At 65.1% G+C, this 19,501-nt stretch carries 18 protein-coding genes; 8 read left to right on the forward strand and 10 right to left on the reverse strand.

The window, feature by feature from the left end; genetic code table 11:
- Positions 1-32: 32 nt before the first annotated feature.
- From LDL32_RS04430 to LDL32_RS04445, 4 genes are all read left to right on the forward strand, one after another.
- Positions 33-1,343, forward strand: coding sequence for a 3-deoxy-D-manno-octulosonic acid transferase (locus tag LDL32_RS04430; RefSeq protein ID WP_233064764.1), 1,311 nt, complete (start codon positions 33-35; stop codon positions 1,341-1,343).
- Positions 1,343-2,329: a tetraacyldisaccharide 4'-kinase gene (gene lpxK / locus LDL32_RS04435; protein WP_233068695.1), complete on the forward strand. Its 987-nt coding sequence runs from the start codon at positions 1,343-1,345 to the stop codon at positions 2,327-2,329. The genes LDL32_RS04430 and lpxK overlap by 1 nt, the downstream gene beginning before the upstream one ends.
- Positions 2,326-3,258 (forward strand): lauroyl acyltransferase, encoded by a 933-nt coding sequence (locus LDL32_RS04440; RefSeq protein ID WP_233064765.1) that lies wholly within the window; start codon positions 2,326-2,328, stop codon positions 3,256-3,258. The genes lpxK and LDL32_RS04440 overlap by 4 nt, the downstream gene beginning before the upstream one ends.
- 159 nt (positions 3,259-3,417) lie before the next feature.
- A complete protein-coding gene (locus LDL32_RS04445) occupies positions 3,418-3,762 on the forward strand; it encodes a hypothetical protein (protein WP_233064766.1) in 345 nt (114 codons plus the stop codon).
- Positions 3,763-3,800: 38 nt separating this feature from the next.
- Here LDL32_RS04445 and LDL32_RS04450 read toward each other — a convergent pair whose 3' ends face one another.
- Positions 3,801-5,168, reverse strand: a complete 1,368-nt coding sequence (locus LDL32_RS04450) for a penicillin-binding protein activator (RefSeq protein WP_233064767.1) — start codon at positions 5,166-5,168, stop codon at positions 3,801-3,803.
- Between LDL32_RS04450 and rsmI the strand changes: the two genes are divergently transcribed.
- Positions 5,153-6,145 (forward strand): 16S rRNA (cytidine(1402)-2'-O)-methyltransferase, encoded by a 993-nt coding sequence (rsmI, locus tag LDL32_RS04455; RefSeq protein WP_233064769.1) that lies wholly within the window; start codon positions 5,153-5,155, stop codon positions 6,143-6,145. The genes LDL32_RS04450 and rsmI overlap by 16 nt on opposite strands.
- A gap of 33 nt (positions 6,146-6,178) precedes the next feature.
- Here the strand turns inward: rsmI and LDL32_RS04460 are convergent, their stop codons facing one another.
- From LDL32_RS04460 to LDL32_RS04475, 4 genes are all read right to left on the reverse strand, one after another.
- Positions 6,179-6,820: an outer membrane lipoprotein carrier protein LolA gene (locus tag LDL32_RS04460; RefSeq protein WP_233064770.1), complete on the reverse strand. Its 642-nt coding sequence runs from the start codon at positions 6,818-6,820 to the stop codon at positions 6,179-6,181.
- A gap of 75 nt (positions 6,821-6,895) precedes the next feature.
- Positions 6,896-7,852 carry an iron exporter MbfA gene (mbfA, locus tag LDL32_RS04465; protein WP_233068696.1) on the reverse strand — a complete coding sequence of 319 codons (957 nt, stop codon included), beginning with the start codon at positions 7,850-7,852 and terminating at the stop codon, positions 6,896-6,898.
- Between the two features lie 175 nt (positions 7,853-8,027).
- On the reverse strand, positions 8,028-9,440 hold the full coding sequence (locus LDL32_RS04470; protein ID WP_233064771.1) for a glutamate--cysteine ligase: 1,413 nt from the start codon (positions 9,438-9,440) through the stop codon (positions 8,028-8,030).
- Positions 9,441-9,546: 106 nt separating this feature from the next.
- Positions 9,547-10,287: a 16S rRNA (uracil(1498)-N(3))-methyltransferase gene (locus LDL32_RS04475; protein WP_233064772.1), complete on the reverse strand. Its 741-nt coding sequence runs from the start codon at positions 10,285-10,287 to the stop codon at positions 9,547-9,549.
- Positions 10,288-10,445: 158 nt separating this feature from the next.
- Between LDL32_RS04475 and ubiA the strand changes: the two genes are divergently transcribed.
- Positions 10,446-11,363 carry a 4-hydroxybenzoate octaprenyltransferase gene (gene ubiA, locus LDL32_RS04480; RefSeq protein ID WP_233064773.1) on the forward strand — a complete coding sequence of 306 codons (918 nt, stop codon included), beginning with the start codon at positions 10,446-10,448 and terminating at the stop codon, positions 11,361-11,363.
- On the opposite strand, the gene LDL32_RS04485 is transcribed toward ubiA, so the two are convergent.
- Positions 11,353-12,102, reverse strand: a complete 750-nt coding sequence (locus tag LDL32_RS04485; protein WP_233064774.1) for a dienelactone hydrolase family protein — start codon at positions 12,100-12,102, stop codon at positions 11,353-11,355. The genes ubiA and LDL32_RS04485 overlap by 11 nt on opposite strands.
- Before the next feature lie 202 nt (positions 12,103-12,304).
- Here LDL32_RS04485 and LDL32_RS04490 point away from each other — a divergent pair, with 202 nt between their 5' ends.
- Complete coding sequence (locus LDL32_RS04490; protein ID WP_233064775.1) at positions 12,305-13,648, forward strand: gluconate:H+ symporter; 1,344 nt, start codon at positions 12,305-12,307, stop codon at positions 13,646-13,648.
- 239 nt (positions 13,649-13,887) lie between these two features.
- On the opposite strand, the gene der is transcribed toward LDL32_RS04490, so the two are convergent.
- The 4 genes from der to LDL32_RS04510 all read right to left on the reverse strand — a co-directional run bounded on the left by der (position 13,888) and on the right by LDL32_RS04510 (position 18,572).
- Positions 13,888-15,318, reverse strand: coding sequence for a ribosome biogenesis GTPase Der (gene der / locus LDL32_RS04495; protein WP_233064776.1), 1,431 nt, complete (start codon positions 15,316-15,318; stop codon positions 13,888-13,890).
- 16 nt (positions 15,319-15,334) lie between these two features.
- Entirely contained in the window at positions 15,335-16,708 is a 1,374-nt protein-coding gene (locus LDL32_RS04500) for a PQQ-like beta-propeller repeat protein (RefSeq protein ID WP_233064777.1), read from the reverse strand.
- A 40-nt stretch (positions 16,709-16,748) separates the two neighbouring features.
- Positions 16,749-17,447, reverse strand: coding sequence for a hypothetical protein (locus LDL32_RS04505; protein ID WP_233064778.1), 699 nt, complete (start codon positions 17,445-17,447; stop codon positions 16,749-16,751).
- A 210-nt stretch (positions 17,448-17,657) separates the two neighbouring features.
- Positions 17,658-18,572 (reverse strand): glycosyltransferase family 9 protein, encoded by a 915-nt coding sequence (locus tag LDL32_RS04510; protein ID WP_233064779.1) that lies wholly within the window; start codon positions 18,570-18,572, stop codon positions 17,658-17,660.
- A gap of 85 nt (positions 18,573-18,657) precedes the next feature.
- On the opposite strand from LDL32_RS04510, the gene LDL32_RS04515 reads away from it, so the two are divergent.
- The gene (locus LDL32_RS04515; protein ID WP_233068697.1) at positions 18,658-19,485 is read left to right on the forward strand and encodes a folate-binding protein YgfZ; all 828 of its coding nucleotides are present in this window, start codon (positions 18,658-18,660) and stop codon (positions 19,483-19,485) included.
- Positions 19,486-19,501 lie beyond the last annotated feature (16 nt).

The raw sequence follows: 19,501 nt of genomic DNA on the forward strand, positions 1-19,501 counted from the left end.
ATGCGTAACCGTGTTTTCCCGCCAGTACAGCCATGACCCGCATCCGGGGAACAGGACAGGAGCCGTGCGGCGCGCTTCTGGGCGCGGGGTGGTGGGGCGTGGCAGCCCTGGTCAGCCCCCTGCTGCGCATGAACCTGCGCCGCAGGGCACGCCACGGAAAGGAAATCGTGGCCTGCCTGCCACAACGGCGGGGAATGCCCGGCCAGCCACGGCCCCCGGGGCCCCTCATATGGCTGCATGCCTCCAGCGTGGGGGAAAACGTGGCGATCGTGCCCGTGATCGGGCAGCTTCTTGCCACCGACCCGTCGCTGCATGTCCTTGTCACCACCGGCACCGTGACGGGGGCGGAAGTCCTGTTGACGCGCGTGGCGGCCCTGCCGGGGCATGCGCGCGTGATCCAGCAGTTCGCACCCCTTGATGTGCCACGCTGGGTCCGACGCTTCGTGCGGTTCTGGCATCCCGATGCCGCCGCACTGGTCGAAAGCGAATTGTGGCCCAACCTTATTGCCGCCTGCCGACAGCAGCGCATTCCCCTTGCGCTGGTCAACGGACGCATGTCCGACCGTTCGCTTGCCGGATGGCGCAGGGCGCGATGCCTGCTGCGCCGCATGCTGTCGGCTTTTGGCTGGGTCATGGCCCGCAGCATGGAAGATGCGGAGCGCCTGCGCCGGGGCGGTGCATCCCATATCGACCTGGTGGCCGACCTGAAGGACGCCGCGCTTCCCCTGCCCTGTGATCCCGCAATGCTGGCGACACTGCGCCACAGGCTTGCGGGCCGCCCGGTATGGATCGCGGCCTCGACCCACCCGGGGGAGGATGCGACCATCATGGCGGCGGCTGGCCTGATCCGGCAGGCCGTGCCGGATGCGCTGGCCCTCATCATACCCCGCCACCCTGCACGGGGGGTGGAGATCGCATCCATGGCGGGCGCTGCCATACCCCGTCGTGCACTGGATCAGTGGCCTGACATGGATGATGGTGTGTGGATATGCGACACATTGGGTGAAACCGGCCTGTTCTACAGCCTGGGCGCACCCGTCGTTCTGGGTAACAGCCTGCCCGGCTGCGCGGGGGGTGGACATAACCCGACCGAGCCCGCCCGCATGGGCTGCCCCATCGCAAGCGGGCCACAGACCGCCAATTTCCGTCAGGCCTACACGCGGCTAGGCCACGGTGCACGCTGCGTCAGCACGGCCCATGACATTGCAGCCTGGATCATACCGCTGCTGCAACAGCCCGACACCGCCCGGGCACTGGGGGACCAGGCCCGTCGCCTTGCCGCGCCCGATCCGGAAGTTGCCTGTCAGGTTGCCCGCGCCCTGCGGGCGCTGGGTGGCATGTGATGCGTGCCCCTGCCTTCTGGTGGCGCGCACCGGCACGGCCCGGGTGGGCGGCCACCCTTCTGACCCCGCCGGGATGGCTCTATGCCGCGGCCACGGCACGCAGGGTGCGCAAAACAGGCTGGCGTGCGCCCGTACCGGTGCTTTGCTGCGGCAATATCAGTGTGGGGGGCACGGGCAAGACGCCGTTGGGACTTGATCTGGCACAGCGCGCGATGGCACGCGGGCGCAGGCCAGCCTTCCTTTCACGTGGTTACGGGGGGCGCGTAGCTGACGGGACGCGGGTGGATGGCACGAACCATACCGCGCGGGACGTGGGCGATGAACCGCTGCTGCTGGCCGCCGTCGCGCCCTGCTACGTGGGTGCCGACCGTGCGCAGTCCGCCCGGCGGGCCATCGCGGAGGGGGCGGACTGTCTCATCATGGATGATGGATTCCAGAATCCGTCCCTGCAACAGGACCTGGCACTGGTGGTGGTGGATGGACGGCTGGGCTTTGGTAACGGACGGGTCATTCCGGCCGGGCCGCTGCGCGAACCGGCGCGCACGGGACTTGCGCGCGCAGGCGGCATGGTCGTGATGGGACCGGACAAACACGACGTGGCCCGTGAACTCACGCCTGGCCTGCCATGCTTTACGGCACGGCTGCATCAGGACGTGCGCGACGTGCCACGCGACAGGCCGATCGTTGCCTTTGCCGGAATCGGACAGCCCGGAAAGTTTTTTGACGGACTGGCTGGCGCGGGCCTGCCGCCCCTGCTGCGCCTGGGTTTTGCCGACCACCATGCCTATACCCCGGCGGACTGGGGGCGCCTGCAGGCACTGGCAGCGCGGCATGATGCCTGCCTTGTCACAACACACAAGGACGCCGTACGCCTGCCCCCCGCCTGGCAGCAGCAGGTTCACACGGTCGGGCTGGAACTGATATGGGGCACGCCCGCAATGCCCGAACGCATACTTGACCTATGGCTGGGCAGGAAAGACGGATGACACAACCACCCCCGCGCCCGATTACCCCGCAGATGCGCCTTGAGGCGGCAATCCTGCGCGGACTGCTGTCCATATTCCACCGGATCGGGCCGGTACGCGCCTCCAACCTGGGTGGGTGGTTATGTCGCGTGGTGGGGCCACGGCTTCCGGTCTCCCGCGTGGCGGACGCCAACCTGCGCATGGCCATGCCGGAACTGGACCGTGGCATGCGCCGTGCCGTGATACGGGACATGTGGGACAACATCGGCCGCAACGCCGGCGAATTCCCGCATCTGGCCACCCTGCCCCGCAACAGTGGCCCCGGCCCCGGCTGGGACGTGGTGGGGGAAGAACATCTCGTGGCGCAGGCGGCGCGTGGGGGCCCGACCATTTTCGTATCCGGTCATATCGGCAACTGGGAAATGCTGCCCCCCGCCGTGGCCCGGTACGGACTGCCGTTCTCGTCCTTCTACCGCGCGCCCAACAACCCGCTGGTCGACCGGATCCTGTGCGATCTGCGTGATGCGGCCATGGGCCAGCCGGTTCCCCTGTTTGCCAAGGGCGCGCGTGGCGCGCGCGGCGCACTGGCGCACATACTGAAAGGTGGCCATCTGGGCATGCTGGTGGACCAGAAGATGAATGATGGCGTGGAAGCCCGTTTTTTTGGCCAGCCCGCCATGACGGCGGGCGCCATGGCCGCCATGGCGCTCCGGCTGCGCTGTCCGGTCATTCCCGGTTATGTCGAACGCCTTGGCCCCGCGCGGCTGCGCATCCATGTCCATGCCCCGCTTGACCTGCCTGATGGTGGCAACCGGATTCACGACCAGATGACCCTGACCCAGCGCGTAAATGACTGGATAGAAGGCACAATTCGGCAGCGTCCGGGCAGTTGGCTCTGGCTTCACAGGCGATGGAACAGGCAGTTGCCCAGAAAGAAGCCTAAAAATTAGGCATATATATTTATAATTATTGCTTTTTTATCACAGGATACATCTTCTGCCTCTTTCTGCGGCTTTTCGGGCCAGATTCAGTTTGGCAAAGCAGCCATGCATGAATAGCGTGTTCATACGTTGTCACGCCAAGACAGTCAGAGGGCCACCGAAATGCACATGATGGATCAGCACGTTTCTTCCACCAATGTGGTTTCCCTGCGGCAGGGCTTGCTGCCGCGCCACCGCGAATACCTGATGCGCTGGCTCCAGGCCGGCGCCTGCATGGGCCTGTGTGATGCGGAGGTTGCGGACCATGATGAATATGATGAAGCAGATATCGAACATGTTCTGGTCTGGGTGCGTGAAAACGCCAACCCCGCCTACATGGTCCGCCCCGAAGGCATGGGCTGGGTGCTGATCGACCAGATCCGCGAACGCCCCCTTGCCACCTATCGCACGTTCGAGGCAGCGCTGCATGCGATCCGCCCCGTACTTTCAAACGGTGCCACGGTCGCGGCCTGAAACGCCACGACCGTTATGACAGACTGACCGCCCCGCCTTCAGTTGGCGCTACGCCGCAGCCTGCCGGCGGGCGGAATGACGATCCTGCTGCCACCACCGGGCAGGATCTGGAACACGGCAAGATCACGTCGTGTCCGTCCGTTTTCCAGAAAACCGAAAGCACCGTCCACGCCGCCGAAGCCATCGGCCCGGGTCAGCGCCTGCACTGAATAACCATTCGGGCTGCCTGCCGGACGGGCCTGATCCAGCGCCTTGACCAATGCCGCCGAATCATAGGTCAGGTCAGCCAGAGGCGTGGGCATGTGATGGTAACGCGCCATGAACTGCTGCACGAAAGCCTGCCTGCTGGCCGGGTCGGGTGCCGCATACCATGCCCCCTGCAGCGCGCCGAGCTTGCTGACAAATGCCCCCCACAGGCCGGGCCCCATGACCTGCACCTGCGTGCTGTCAACATGTGCCTCCGCCAGTGCGTGAATGACCTGGCCCAGTTGCAGGCCGGTATCCCCCAGCAGCAGTACGTCAAAGGGTGGCACGGGAAAGACCGGGGCCACGGCCGGGGTGGCCGCAGGTGCGGCCATATCCTGCGCCGGGGGCTGCGGCGTGGGTGCGCCATCGGGATTGGTGGGATCAATGGTCGCCGCGTCGGCCTGTGCCGGAGCAGGCTGGGGTGCCGGGGTGGTTGCGGGGTCCGGCTGTGGCACGGCGGCGGCACGGCTGTCATAGGCTGACAGCGTTTTCAGGCTGGTCGTGATCGCATCCTGCGTGCTGTCATGAAACATGATCTGGGGAGACTGGAGGCCATTTTCCTCACACACCCGCTGCAGCGCCTGTCCCAGCGCCTGCCCCAGCCGGTTGTTGGGCAGGAAAGCCGCGAAATGCTGCCGCCCCTGCTGGTGCGCCGCCAGTACCATGCGCCGTACCTGCTGCTCGGGCGCGATGCCAAGTGCCCACACGCCGGGCTGCGCCACTGAAATATCACTGGTAAAGGCCAGTACGGGAATATTGGCTGGCACGCTGACCCTGGCGGTCTGGGCGGTTTCGTCGGCGGTAAGCGGACCGAGGATCAGCCCGTCACCCGCGGCAATGGCGGCCTGGGCTGCGGCACCCGCGCTGCTGCCGGGGGCTGCGGTATCATGTACATCCAGTGTCGGGGCCGTGGGCGTGTTCATGGCCATGCGGGTGGCGGTCAGCATTTCCTGGCCCAGGCGTGCGTTGCTTCCACTCAGCGGCAGCAGCACACCCACGTTGCGTCCGGCATGGGGCGCATGATGTCCCCCCCCGCTGGCGCAGGCGGTCAGGGCCGATACCGCCAGTCCCGCCAGCAATAAGCGCTTGCATGCGGCGCGTGGAGAGGCAGAATCAGCATCCTGTCCTTGAATCTGGGTTCCAAATGTCTGACGCCTCATCTTCCTCGCCTTCAAAATCTCAACATGCCACGGAACATCCGGGGGATGGTTCCCATGATCCGGTTCATAGCGGAGAATCTTCCCTCCGCCATGCAGGGAACGCGGCGGACACCGTTCCGGTTGTGCATCAGGGGGGCGAACTTGTCCTTGTTGCAACCCCCATCGGCAACCTGGCCGACATGAGCCGCCGCGCGATCGAGACCCTGCAGTCAAGCGACCTGATCCTGTGCGAGGACACGCGTACCAGTGCGCGGCTGCTGCGCGAATATGGCATTCACACCAGAACCCGGCCGCTGCATGACCATAACGAGGACCGGCAGATCCCGGCCCTGCTCGAAGCGCTTGGGGCAGGACAGCGCATTGCCGTGATATCGGATGCGGGAACGCCACTCATGTCGGACCCCGGCTACCGGCTGGTGCGCGCGGTCGTGGCTGAAGGGGGGCGGGTAAGCGCCGTACCGGGTCCGAACGCAGCCATCATGGCGCTGACACTTTCGGGCCTGCCGCCGCATCCCTTCCTGTTTTCGGGCTTCCTGCCCCCGCGTGAGGCCGCGCGGCGCGACGTGCTGGCCACGCTGCATGCAGCGGAATGCGCAGGTCTTGCCGCCACCCTGATCTGGCACGAAGCCCCGCACCGGCTGGCCGACATGCTGGCCACGCTGGCCGATGTCATGGGGGCCGCGCGCCGCGCCGCGGTAGCGCGGGAACTGACCAAGCGCTTTGAGGAAGTACGGCGCGGGACACTGGCCGAACTCGCTGCGCATTATGCCGAAAACGCGGCGCGGGGCGAGATTACCGTGGTACTCGGCCCACCAGCGGGCGACGACAGCACCGCCACCGACCTGGACAGCCAGTTGCGTGCGGCATTGCAGACCCTGTCGGTCAAGGATGCGGCGGCACTGGTGGCAGGCATTACCAGCCTGCCCCGGCGCACAGTCTATGCCCGCGCGCTGGAACTGGCGCGCGAACGGTCCTGATACCCTGCGCCGGGACTGCCAGCGCCGTGGGGGTCAGTGTTCCGGCAGATCGGTGCTGAACAGGGAATCCGGCATTGCCACGCCGCTGGTCGTGGCGTCGAGCAGGTCGACACGGGTGGTTTCCTGCTGGGCATCCTGAATGATCCAGCCACGCAGGCGCAGCGGGCTGTCATGGAAGATCAGTGTCATGCTGCCATCACCGGGGGAGTCGGTGCGCACGACCGTAACGTTGAGCACGTTGCCATCATGCGAAAGCCCGGTCACCGTGACATCACCCGAAAGCTGGAGATGCGGGCGCAGCAGCAGGCCGAGCGGCGTCTTTTCCATGGGCATGGTGGTGGTCTGGTCAAGCTGGCTGTCGTTGAACACGACCTGATCATGGTTGGCCACCAGCAGGAGCGGGCTGGGCGGATCATACTGGAAGCGCATGCGGCGATTCGTCCGGTCTATCCAGGCCGTGCCACTGCTCTGCCTGCCATCCGGGGCGGTCTGGTGGAAACGGGCCTTGAGCTGGCTGATCGCATCCAGATGACGTTCCACCTGCGCCAGCAGCGCATGATCCTGATCGGAGGCGCCAACAGCCATCTGCTCCTGTGCATGGGCCACGGGCGGCAGCACGCCGCCGGCCAGCAGGCAGGACAGACCACAGGCGGCAAGGGTCGAGAAAAATCTCATGATACGGGGCGTTTCCTGCTAACGGTACCGGCCCCACTGGTGCCCCATCATGCCGGTAATATCAAGGCAACGTGCTCAGGAACTGCCAATCAGGACGCCCGCGCCGAATACCAGCAGCCCGCCCAGCACGATCTGCACCACCGCCGAGCCGAATGGCGTGTCCTGATAGCGCCAGCGTATCCATGAAATCACGAACAGTTCGATCACCACCACGACCATGGCCGCAGCCATAGCGGCGGTAAAATCACTGATCAGGAACGGCAGCGTATGCCCGATGCCGCCCGCCGTGGTCATGAGCCCGCAGATCAGCCCGCGCAGCAGCGGCGCCCCACGGCCCGACAGTTTGCCATCATCGGACAGGGCCTCGGCAAAACCCATGGAAATACCGGCACCCACGGAGGCCGCCATGCCGACAAGAAAGGCGTTCCATGGCAGATGGGTGGCGAATGCCGCCGCAAAAACCGGCGCCAGCGTGGAGACGGAGCCATCCATAAGCCCCACCAGCCCGGGCTGGATGACCTGCAGCACGAAGCGGCGGCGCGCGTCCTCGTCCTCCCCCTCGCGCTTGCTGGCAGGCAGGCGGTTATCCTGTATGGCGTTGGCCGCCTGTTCATGCTGGTCCTCGGCATGAGCCAGGTCACCCAGCAGCCTGCGGGTGGTGGCATCGGTCGTGCGCAGGGCGGCCTGGCGGTAGAAGCGGGCAGCATCCATTTCCATCTGCCGGGCATGCTGGCGCACGGCCTCGATCCCCATTGTCTGGACCTGCCATGCCGGTTTACGGACAATGAAATCAGCAATGTCCTGCCTGCGGATCAGCGGGATATGCGGGCCGAAACGCTGTGCATACAGGTCGATCAGGTCACGACGGTGGCCGTCTTCCTCCACCGACATGTCCGTGAATATCCTTGACGTATCGGGGTAGTTCTCACGCAGGGCGTAGGCAAAATCGGAATAGATGCGGCCGTCCTCCTCCTCGTTGGAGATGGCGAGCGCGAGTATTTCCTGATCGGACAGGGAGGAGAATTTACGCATCATCCAGTCTATGCATAAATTTTTCCATTACCTCAAGACTATTGTATAGATAAAAATAATTCTCAATTGTATTCGCAAAGTAATAACAGAAAATGATTATGCTTCTCGATTACATATACTGAAAAAACAGGCCCTGCCGGACAGGGCATAATCACGCCCTGCCCCGCACGGACCATCAGACAGCCGCTTCGGCAAAGATACGGGTCACATCGCCCTGCCAGCGGCCATGATAGGCGGCAAGCCAGGATTCCGCCTGTGTCGGACCACCGGCTGCAATTTCGTGCAGCGGGTCAAGGTAACGGGTCTCGTCATGCCCCTGCGCATCATGCCGGGCGCGGGCACGCAGGCCATCAGTGGCCAGTCCGACCATGCGCGCGGCCAGCGCGCGCAGCGTTTCCTTCCCCCACGGCGTGTCCAGTCCGGTGCGCGGCACCCTGCCACGGATGGCGAGATAATCATCCCAGCCATGTTCCAGAACCAGTTTTTCGGCGGCATGCAGCGTCGCATCATCGTACAGCAGGCCGGTCCATAGTGCCGACTGCGCCAGCATCATGGCGGGGGACCCCGCATCCGCGCCCCGCATTTCAAGGAACTGCTTGAGACGCACGTCGGGAAAGGCCGTGGTCAGATGGTCCTCGAAATCACCAATGGTGGGGCGCACGCCCGGCAGGCCGGGCAGGTCCGCGCCATTCAGCCAGGAACGGAAGGAACAGCCTGCCACGTCCACCATTTCGCCGTTGTGCATGATGAAATACATCGGCACGTCCAGCAGCCAGTCCACGTAGCGGGCGAAGCTGAAACCATCTTCCATGAAGCATGACGGCATGCCCGCCCGCGCGTTGTCGGTATCGGTCCAGACATGCGCGCGGTTGGACAGGAAGCCGTTGGGCCGCCCCTCATAGAACGGGGATGAGGCAAACAGCGCAGTCGCGACCGGCTGCAGGGCAAGGGCCACGCGCATCTTGCGCGCCATGTCCGCTTCCGACCCGAAATCAAGATTGACCTGCACGGTGCAGGTGCGCAGCATCATGTCCAGCCCCATCCTGCCCACCTTGGGCATGTAGTTGCGCATGATGGCGTAGCGGCTCTTGGGCATCCACGGAATATCGGCGCGCGTGGCGGTAGGATGGAAGCCCAGCGGGGCGAAGCCCAGCCCCAGTTCGGTGCAGGCGGGGCGGATGGCGGCGAAGTGCTGTGCCATTTCCGCCTTTGTCTCATGCAGGGTTGCCAGCGGCGCGCCGGACAGCTCGAACTGTCCGCCCGGTTCGAGCGATATGGAACTGCCTCTGGCATCCGCCCGGCCCTTGAGCCCGATGAGCGCGCCACGGTCGATGATGTCTTCCCACTGCGTGCCACCGGCCTGCGCCGCCAGGTCGCGCAGCAGCGCCTCGATTCCACGCGGGGCATAGGGGGGCGATGACCACGCCCTGCGCCCGGGGTCTACGGCATCGGGTTTTACAAAGCCGAATTTCTCGTGTTCCGTACCGATCCGCCATTCCGCCTGCGGGCGGGCGCCCGTGGCGAGGATGTCGACCATCTGATCAAAAGATTCGATTACGTTTGAATTATGCGCGCCGGGATTCGACATGGCGGGGGCAATATCCTCATGACAGTCAGATTAATGCTGGCGACAGGCGGGACGCGCATGCCGGAAGAAGACACGATGCTGGAAGCAGGAAGTAAAGGACGAATGGTTATGAACCTGTAACACATACGGCCTCGAGGCCAGCCCCGACAAGTGCCAGCGCAACCGCGGCGGCCGTATCGGCCCGCAGCACGCGGCTGCCCAGGGAAAGGGGACGCACGAACGCGCGCGCGCGCAGCATGTCATGTTCGCGCATGGAGAATCCGCCTTCCGGCCCGATCAGCACGCAATCCCCCACTTTGGGCGGGGTCTGTGCCGGCCGGGGCTGGCTGCGCTCCAGCGCCGCGAACAGGGCCGTGCCCTCCGGCCATTGCGAAAGCACCGTGGTCAGGGGCACCAGCGCGTCGATGCCGGGTACGTCCAGCCGTTCGCACTGCTCGGCCGCCTCACGGGCGATGCTTTCCAGCCGCGCGGTATTGAGCCGGTGGGTATTCGTGCGCTCTGTCACCACGGGCCGGAAATGCGTCACCCCCAGTTCGGTGCCCATGCGGATGACAGTTTCCGTCGCGTCGCGCTTGGGCGGGGCAAACAGCAGGCACAGACCCTGTGTGACTGCGGGCGCGCGATTGCACGTGACCAGCCGGACATGGCAGCGCTCGCGGCGCAGATGCGTGATCAGGGCCTGCCATTGTCCGTCACGCGCGTTGAATACGGCAATTTCCGCCCCTGCCTGCTGGCGCAGCACGGTGCCCAGGTAATGGGCCTGTCCCGGTTCCAGTTCAATCATGCTTTCCGCCGCCATGGGGGGAATGGTGTCGGGCGGAATGAACAGTCGCGGGCAGTCCCTCATGCCTGGCGGTAACCTTTCGCTGTTTTGCTACGCTGTGGCCGGTCTTGACCCGGTGGGGTCTTCCGGCCCATCTGTTCGCCATTAGCAGCCACGGGGCGCGCCGTCACCGGCAAAGGCGGCCCTGTCGGCAATGTTCATTCAGGGCAAGGAGTTGCGCCATGGACCAGCCTGTACCCCATACGGACATCCGGGTCGATGGCTGGATCGGCCGCCTGCCCGCCCGCCTGCGGCCCTATGCGCTGCTGGCGCGGCTGGACCGGCCCATCGGCACCTGGCTCCTGTTCCTGCCTGGCGTATGGGGCATCCTGCTGCCTGGCGACGTGCCTGCCCGGCAGCGCATTGTCCTGATCGTGCTGTTCGGCATCGGCAGCGTGGTGATGCGGGGCGCTGGCTGCGTGGTCAATGACATGTGGGACCGCGACATCGACCGCCAGGTCGCGCGCACGGCGGGACGCCCGCTGGCATCGGGCGCCCTGTCCATGCGGGAAGCAGGGCTTTTCCTGCTGGCCCTGCTTCTGATCGGGTTCAATATCCTCATGAACCTCAACCCCCTGTCACAGGTACTGGGGGCATCCTCGCTGATCCTGGTGGGGCTTTACCCGCTGGCCAAGCGGGTCACGTGGTGGCCACAGCTGGTCATGGGGTTCACATTCGGCTTTGGCGCGCCGCTGGGCTATGCCGCGGCGGCGGACAGGGTGGATGGCGCACTGTGCGCGCTCTATGCCGCCACCATTGTCTGGCAGCTTGGCTTTGATACGATATACGGCTTTCAGGACATGGAAGACGATGCCCGCATTGGCGTGCGTTCAACATCGCGCCTCATGGCAGGGCATGCGCGGCTGTTCGTGGGGACATGCTATGCCCTGGCCCTGGCCGGGCTGGCAGCGGCGGGCTTTCTTGCCCATACGGGTGTGTGGTTCTGGTACCTGCTGCCCGTGCCAGCCATGCTGCTGGGCTGGCAGGTTCACCAGATCAACGAGCATAATCCGGCCACGTGCCTGCGCCTGTTCCGCTTCAACCGCGAAACGGGGCTTGCCATTGCCATGATCGTACTGGCGGGAACCCTTACGCGCTGACGTGCAGGACACGGCCCAGAAAGCTGCGGACCATGTCCATGCATGTCAGGAAAAGCGCCGGGTCGAACCGATGCCCTTCATCACGCAGGAAGGCGTGCTGGGCATTGAATTCATGCCATTCATAGGTGCAGCCGGCCTTTTCCATCGCCTCGCGGATCATCTGCCGCCCCGCAAAGGGCACATGCGGATCCTGCCGGCCCCATACCATCAGCGCTTCGCCCTTCAGCTCCACCACGCGGGCCAGCGTGTCGTCGTTCCTGCCCTGCCCCAGCGTGTGGGAGTGGATATCGGTGGCATAGAAACAGACCGCGGCCCGGACGCGCGGGTCAAGCGCCGCGCGGAACGCCAGATGCCCACCCAGGCACACCCCCATCGTCGCCAGCGCGCCATTACACTGCGGGTAGCCCGCCAGCCAGTCCAGCGCCGCGCGGGCATCGCCATCATAGCCCTGCAGCGGCTTTTCGAATTTCAGGAAATTGCCCCGGTCCGTGCCAGGCCCGTCATAGGCCAGTACGGTGCCTGCGGGTTCGTATTCGTGGTAGACCTCGGGCACGCTGACCACATGACCCTGCCCCGCCATCATGACCGCAAGTCGGCGGATGGGGGCCGTCACCTGATATATCTCGGAAAAGAGTACGATCCCGGGAAAGCGTCCCTCCACCGCCGGACGGAAGACATGCATCCGCATCATGCCGGACTGCGTTGGGATATCGGACGTCTCGTGCGTATGGATGATCATGGTGATGTTCCTGGCGCAAAAAAGCCATGATAGCAGCATTGGGTGCAGACTGCCGACCGGCGCGGCTGGACAGCACTTTTTTGTAATATCATGACCAGAAACGAAGTTATTTTGTTCAAATATTTCAAAAAAAAGTATCGTGCGTTGACACTTCCCTCCGTCAACGGCCTGTATGGGCCATGAATTTGTTACAGAAATCGTGATGTCATCCCTGTTTGCCCTCTCCCTTGCCACGCTGGCGATCGTATCGGTCGTGGTGCTGATCGCCCGTTTCCGGATCAATCCGTTCATCGTGCTGTTCGCGGTGTCTCTTGCGCTTGCGCTGGGGGCTGGCATGCCACCGCAGAAAGCCATTGCCTCATTCGAGGCGGGCGCGGGCCGGGTGCTGGGTCATGTGGCCACCGTCATCGCGCTGGGCACCATGCTGGGCAAGATGCTGGCGGAATCGGGCGGGGCGGACCGGATTGCGCTGACCATTACCGGCCTGGCGGGCAAGAAGCGCGTCAGCTGGGCCATGATGGTGATCGGGCTGCTGGTGGGGCTGCCGGTTTTCTTCGAGGTCGGGTTCGTTCTGCTCATCCCGCTGGCATTCACGCTGGCGCGGCGCACCAGTACCCCCCTGCTGCTTCTGGCGCTGCCCATGGGGGCGGCGCTGTCCGTCACGCATGCCATGATCCCGCCGCATCCGGCCACCCTGCTCGCGCTTTCGGCCTATCATGCCGATATCGGGCGCACGATCCTGTGGGGCATCGTGATCGGGACGCCGGTGGCGGCCATTGCCGGGCCGCTTTACGCGCGCTTTATCGCAGGCCGGATCGGGCCGGTGCAGCCATCAGCGCTGGAGGCGCAGTTCGTCCACGACGACGTGCCGCGCAGCATGCCCGGCTTTGCCATTACCGTCCTGACCATCCTGTCCCCCGTGGTACTGATGCTGCTGGGTTCCATGGCGAATGTCGTGACAAACCCGCAGACACCGCTGAACAATGCGCTGCACTTCATCGGCAATACCGATATCGCGCTGGCGCTGGCCACCCTGCTGTCATTTCAGGTTTTTGGCACGGCGCGTGGTTTCAGCCGGGAGACAATTCTCAAATTCACCAATGACTGCCTGGCCCCTACCGCGCTGATCATGCTGCTGGTTGGCGCGGGTGGCGGCTTCGGGCAGGAACTGGTCGATAGTGGTGTGTCGACCGCCATCACCGATCTGGCCGTGGGGGCACATGTGCCGCTGCTGGTACTGGCCTGGCTGCTGGCGGTCGTGGTGCGGGTGGCCACCGGGTCGGCCACCGTGGCCATGAGCACGGCGGCAGGCATTGTGGGGCCGATCCTGCTCCGTACGCATGGGGCCTCACCCGAACTGATGGTGATTGTTACAGGCGCGGGCTCCGTAGCACTCGGCCCGCTCAATGATGCAGGCTTCTGGCAGATCAAGGAATATCTTGGCCTGTCGGTCGGCCAGACCATCAAGACATGGTCGGTTATCGAGACACTGATTGCCGTGCTGGGGCTGGGCTTTGCGCTTCTGGCATCACCGTTTGTGCGATAAGCCAGACCGGCACGGTCCTGCGGCGGGGCATGACGGGGCCCCAACCACCGGAATGCCCCGCATCCGGGCGAGGGGCATCAGGTTGGGCAGCGAGCCACACAGCATGGCGGAAAACCGTCGGGATACCGGCTATCACACGCCCTGCCCCTGCGCCCCGTCACAACCCCGCCATGGCGGGCACGCAGGCGGAACCATGATCCGGCCATGGTCCAGCGTGCCACACGCGCCGGGCCGAAGCCTCAGCTTTTCGCGTAAGGGTTGCTGGATGCCCGCAACAGCAGCCGGATGGGCGTACCGGGCAGGTCGAAAGTCTCCCGCAGGCCATTGACCAGATAGCGCTGGTAATCCTCCGGCAACTGGTCGGTGCGGGTCCCGAACACGATAAACGTCGGCGGGCGGGACTTGGCCTGCGTGATGTAACGCAGCTTGAGCCTGCGGCCATCGACCAGCGGCGGCGGATGACGCTCGATCATCATCTCGAACCAGCGGTTGAGCGCACCGGTGGCAACGCGGCGGTTCCAGACCTCATACGCGCGCCGTACGGTGGGCAGCAGCTTGTTGATGCCTGCCCCGGTCATGGCCGAGAACGCCACGACCGGAATGCCGCGCATCTGGGCAAGCGACATCTCGATACGGTCCTTGATGGCCTGACGTGTCCCGGCCCTGTCTTCCACCGCATCCCATTTGTTCAGCGCCAGCACGCAGCACCGGCCTTCGCGCTCGATCAGCCGGGCAATCTGCAGGTCCTGCTCATGCACGCCCAGTGTCGCGTCCAGCACCAGAATGACGACTTCCGCCATCTTCAGTGCCTCGATCGAGGCGGAGACGGACATCTTCTCCAGCGTCTCGTCAATGCGGGCCTTGCGGCGCAGCCCGGCGGTATCGACAAGCTGGATCGGACCTTCGTCATCACTGAGCATGACGGCAATGGAATCGCGCGTAAGCCCTGGCTCGGGGCCGGTAATCATCCGCTCCTCACCCAGCAGGCGGTTGAGCAGCGTGGATTTGCCCGCATTGGGCCGCCCCACAATGGCCAGACGCAGCGGGCCGGGGGGGCGGACATCCTCCTCCTCGCCTTCCGCTGCCTCGGCCTGCTCACGGCGCAGGCGGCGGGTGTTCTTCTGTACCGGCGGCGCGTCGGTGGGCGGCAGGCGGTCCACGATCTCGGCCATCAGGTCGGCAACGCCTTCCCCATGCTCGGCCGAGATGGCGAGCGGCGCGCCAAGCCCCAGCGAGTACGCCTCCATCGCAGCCGCAGCGCCCTGCCTGCCCTCCGCCTTGTTGGCGATCAGCAGGACCGGGCGACCCTGCCTGCGCAGCCAGTTGGCGAAATGCTGGTCGGCGGGCGTGATGCCGCTGCGCGCGTCAATGCAGAACAGGACAAGATCCGCATGCGCCACCGCCGATTCGGAGGAAGCCCGCATCCGTCCGTACAGCGTATCGGGGGCTGCTTCCTCCAGCCCTGCCGTGTCGATGATGCGGATGTTGCGCCCACGGACAGTCGCCTGCCCTTCCTTGCGGTCGCGGGTGACACCCGGCGTATCGGCTACAAGCGCCTGCCTGCGGCCAACCAGCCGGTTGAAAATGGTCGACTTGCCGACATTCGGCCTGCCTGCGATCACGACAACCGGCAGCGCATCCACTGGCGCGGATGGAAAAGATGAACTCACTGCGGCAACTTTCTTTTTAGCTATAGGCCAGAAGATAGCCCTTATTATCCATGAGCAACAGCGTATTATCGACCACGATGGGCGCGGTCGTGACCTCGCCCGGCAATGTATGCAGCGATTCTATGTGCCCCTGCGCCGGATCGACAATGACAACGCCATTCTGCTTGAAGCTGGAAATGCACACCAGCTTGCCACCCGCCAGAATGGGACCGTTCCATACGATGCCACGCTTCTGCTTGTCGGAATTCTCGTACTGGCGCAACTGCGTGATCCAGCGCACATGGCCCGAAATCCGGTCAAGACAGGCCAGCTGTTCATCCATGGAAAGCAGGAATATCCAGTCCCCGATCACCAGGGGCGTGTTCTGGCCCGAAATGCCACGTTCCCACAGCCTGCGGCCCGAGCGCATGTCGATCGCGACCAGGACCGACCCCGTGCTTATGGCATAGGCCGTGCCATCGGCAATGACCGGCATGCCATGCACGCAGGAAAAGTCGATCAGCGCCTGCTGGCCGTTGGTGCTGCCCAGCGTGTCGGCCCACACCACCTCGCCGCCTTCGGCACGCAGGGCCACCAGGTCACCCGACCCGAAACCCGCCAGTACCACGCCCTCGGCCACGGCCGGGGCGGGCTGGCCGTATATCACGGTATCGGCGCTGGTTGCGGCATAGGTCCACAGCACGTTCCCGTTTTCGGCATCAAGGCAGTAAAGATGCTCGTTGATCGTGCCGAAGAACAGGCGACCGTTGGAAATGGTCGGGGCGGAGCGGCCGGGGGTCTGGATATTGACGCGCCACTTCAGCTTGCCGGTCGCGACGTCAAGCGCCAGCGCCTGCCCGATCCCGTCCACGACATAGAGCGTATCCCCGTCCACGCTGATGCCACCGCCAAGGTTGCTTGACATCATCTTGCGCGGCTTGGGGTTGTATTCCCACAGCTTGTGCATGGTGGGCCAGCGATAGGCCCGGATCACGCCACGCGCATCCGCCACGAAAATGCGGCCGTTCTGCACAACCGGCGTTGCCTGGATCACACCGCGCCCGCTATCGCCCAGCGCCACGTAGAACAGGAGTTCCGGCTCCGAATTGCCCGCACCGATATCATGTGTCCACAGGTGGTTCATGCTGCCACGCCAGGCGATGTCAATCCCCCTGTGGTCGGCATTGATGCCGGACTGCGGCCACGTACTGACCGCCGTCGGGGCAGGCACGGTCACGGCCTGCGTCTCATCTGAATCCACCGCCAGACCGGCGGCGGTATGCAGCACGTCGGAACGGTGACCGATCAGCAGCGGCTTCTTTTTCGGGCCACTGGAACAGGCAGCCAGGGCCGGCAGCAGCGCCGCCCCCGCGCCAAGGAGCGCGTGGCGACGGCTCAGGGCTGGTTTCATGGTTTTCCTGTCTGCGGGCATGGGGGAAACGGGGGTCGGACTAGCCACCTGCGTCGTCTCCCATTGTCTGGAGCATGGCTTCGGCGCGGTTGCGTACACCGTCGCCCACGGTCATGTCCATGGCCAGGCGGGTGAACCGGGCACGGGCGTCGGCGTCCCTGCCGGTGCGCAGGTCAAGCAGGGCCTCGGTCTCGATCGCCTGGCCACGCCAGGGCTGGCCCGCGCCATCAAGCAGCGCAAGACGGGAGCGCAGAGTGGCCGGGTCGCCGCCATCAACCTGATGCTGGACCCATAGTAGGCTGGCCAGGGCGGCAATGGTCGGGTCCACCGCCTGTTCCTGTGCCACGCCATCCCACAGGGCAAGGGCCGCCGGCACGTCACCACTGCCCGCCAGCAGGGCCGCGCGTTCCATCCGGGCCAGGATGCGCAGCGGTGGCCGTGCCTTTGCATCCAGTGCCTGCAGTTCCGCCAGGCCGGTCTTCTGCCGTGTGGTCAATGGTGCGACACCGCTGGCCGCCGCATCCGGCGCACGCGCGGCGTCGGCCATGGCGGTGAAATAGGCCGCCGAGACCGCCGCATCCGCCCTGTGCGCGCGGGAGACGGAATACTGCCATCCCCCCGCCCCGATGCAGATACCCGCCACCACGACACCGGCGACAACAAGATAGCGCCGCGCCAGTGCCCTTATGCGTTCGGCACGGATTTCCTCATCGACTTCCGTGAAGATGTCGTCAGCCACGTTCGTGTCGTTCCCTGCTCGCTTGCGCGGTGCATCATACCCCGCGCGTCGTGATTGTCGGCCCCAGCATATCCGGCCCGGACCGGCACGGCAAACCGCCATGTGCGGGTGGCCATGCCTTTATGCACCCGACCCAGCCCGATCACATAGACCGGCCCGTTTTCCACCGCCAGCCACAAGCAGGACGGAAATGCAGAAAGTTCGGGTCTTTCAGCGTTTCCGCCTGTCCCGGTCCGCCAGCAGGCAGCGCGCGGTGGTTACGACATTGGCGACACTCAGCCCCTCCATCGGCGCGTTGCCCACCGGGCCGGGCGCCATGACCACGCGCGCCCACGGGCCTGCAGGGGCATATTCGGATGCCTTGCTGCGCCCGAACAGCCCCACGGTCGGGATGCCCGTGGCGGCCGCAAGGTGCATAAGCCCGGAATCATTGCCAATGAACAGAGTGCAGCGCGCCAGCAGGGCGGCCACCTGCGTAACACTCAGGCCGCCCCCCGTATCCAATGCATCGGGCAGTTGTGCCAGCACACCTTCCGCCCGCGCCCGCTCGGCCGCTCCCGGCCCGTACAGGATGACGGGGCGCATGGCCGGGTCCGCCGCGCGCAGGGCGCTGAACACGGCTGCAAAACGATCTGCCGGCCAGATCTTGCCATCCCAGTTGGCGGTGGGGCCAAGGGCGACCCAGCGCGGGCCATCGGGCAGCATGGTGGCGGCGCGGGCACGCTCGTCCGCACTGGTCCACACCACCGGCATCGGCGCGGGATCAAGGCCAAGCAGGTTGCCGATATGGGTAATGCGCCGCCCCTCCCTGCGCCCGCCGCGCATGACATGGCGCCTGCCCACGCGCAGGAAATAACTTGTGACCGAGCCGCGCAGGTCCACGCACAGGTCCCATTTCTGCCCGCGGCACTGCCGCCACAGCGCCACCCAGTGCATGTCATACCGGCGCTTGACCATTTCGATTGTGCGCACACGGCGCGGCATGTGCGCGAACAGCCCTGCCGCCACCGGCCCGCAGGCAATGGTGAAATCGGCCTGCGGATAGCGGTGCAGCAGCGTATCGAGCAGCCCGGTGGACAGGATGGCATCCCCCAGCCGGGTGGATGTGATGAACAGGATGTGCATGCACGCGGTGCTAGTCAGATTTTGCCTGTGTGCCAACCTCATCTTTGCCCTTGCCTGCGGGCACCGCCATGGCCAGATTGCGCATATGGCCAGAATTGCTCATCTTCCTGATCGCGCCGTACTCGGTATTTCGGGGACGGACCGTGTCTCCTTCCTCCAGGGGCTGGTGTCGAACGACATGACTGCCGTAGCCCCCGGCCATGCCGTATGGACGGCCTTCCTGTCCGCGCAGGGCAAGTGGCTGGCCGACTTCTTCGTCTTTGCCGACCCCGAGGGCGTGCGCCTGCTGGTGGACTGTGACCGCGCGCAGGCCGACATACTGCGCCAGCGCCTGTCGCGCTACCGCCTGCGCGCGCAGGTCGAGATCGGGGAGACGGGCTACGCCGTGCATGCCGCGTGGGGTGATGGTTTCACCCCGCCCGCTGGCTACCCCACGGCCCCCGACCCGCGCCTGCCGCAGGCGGGGTGGCGTGTGCTGCTGGGCCATCCAGCACCCGATGTTACGGCCGACGACGTGGATTATGACCGCCACCGCCTGGCCCTGGGCCTGCCCGATGGCGTGCGCGACTGTGAAAGTGGCAAGACCCTGCTGCTGGAAGCCAATTTCGACCAGCTGAATGGCATATCGTGGACCAAGGGCTGCTATATGGGGCAGGAACTGACCGCACGCACCCGCTATCGCGGGCTGGTGCGCCGCCACCTGCTGCCCGTCATGGCAGGACGTGAACTGCCGCCACCGGGCACACCCGTCATGTCGGGCGATGCAACCGTGGGGGAAATGCGCTCATCACGCGACAGCGCCGGCATGGCCATGATCCGTAACGAGCACATCCACGATACAGGCCTGATGGCAGGGGGACATGCGTTGCACGTAAAGGTGCCGGAATGGTTCACCCTGCCGGACAAGGCATGATATCCCGTATCCGACT

The sequence above is a fragment of the Komagataeibacter sp. FNDCF1 genome (assembly GCF_021295335.1).
Lineage (GTDB): Bacteria > Pseudomonadota > Alphaproteobacteria > Acetobacterales > Acetobacteraceae > Komagataeibacter.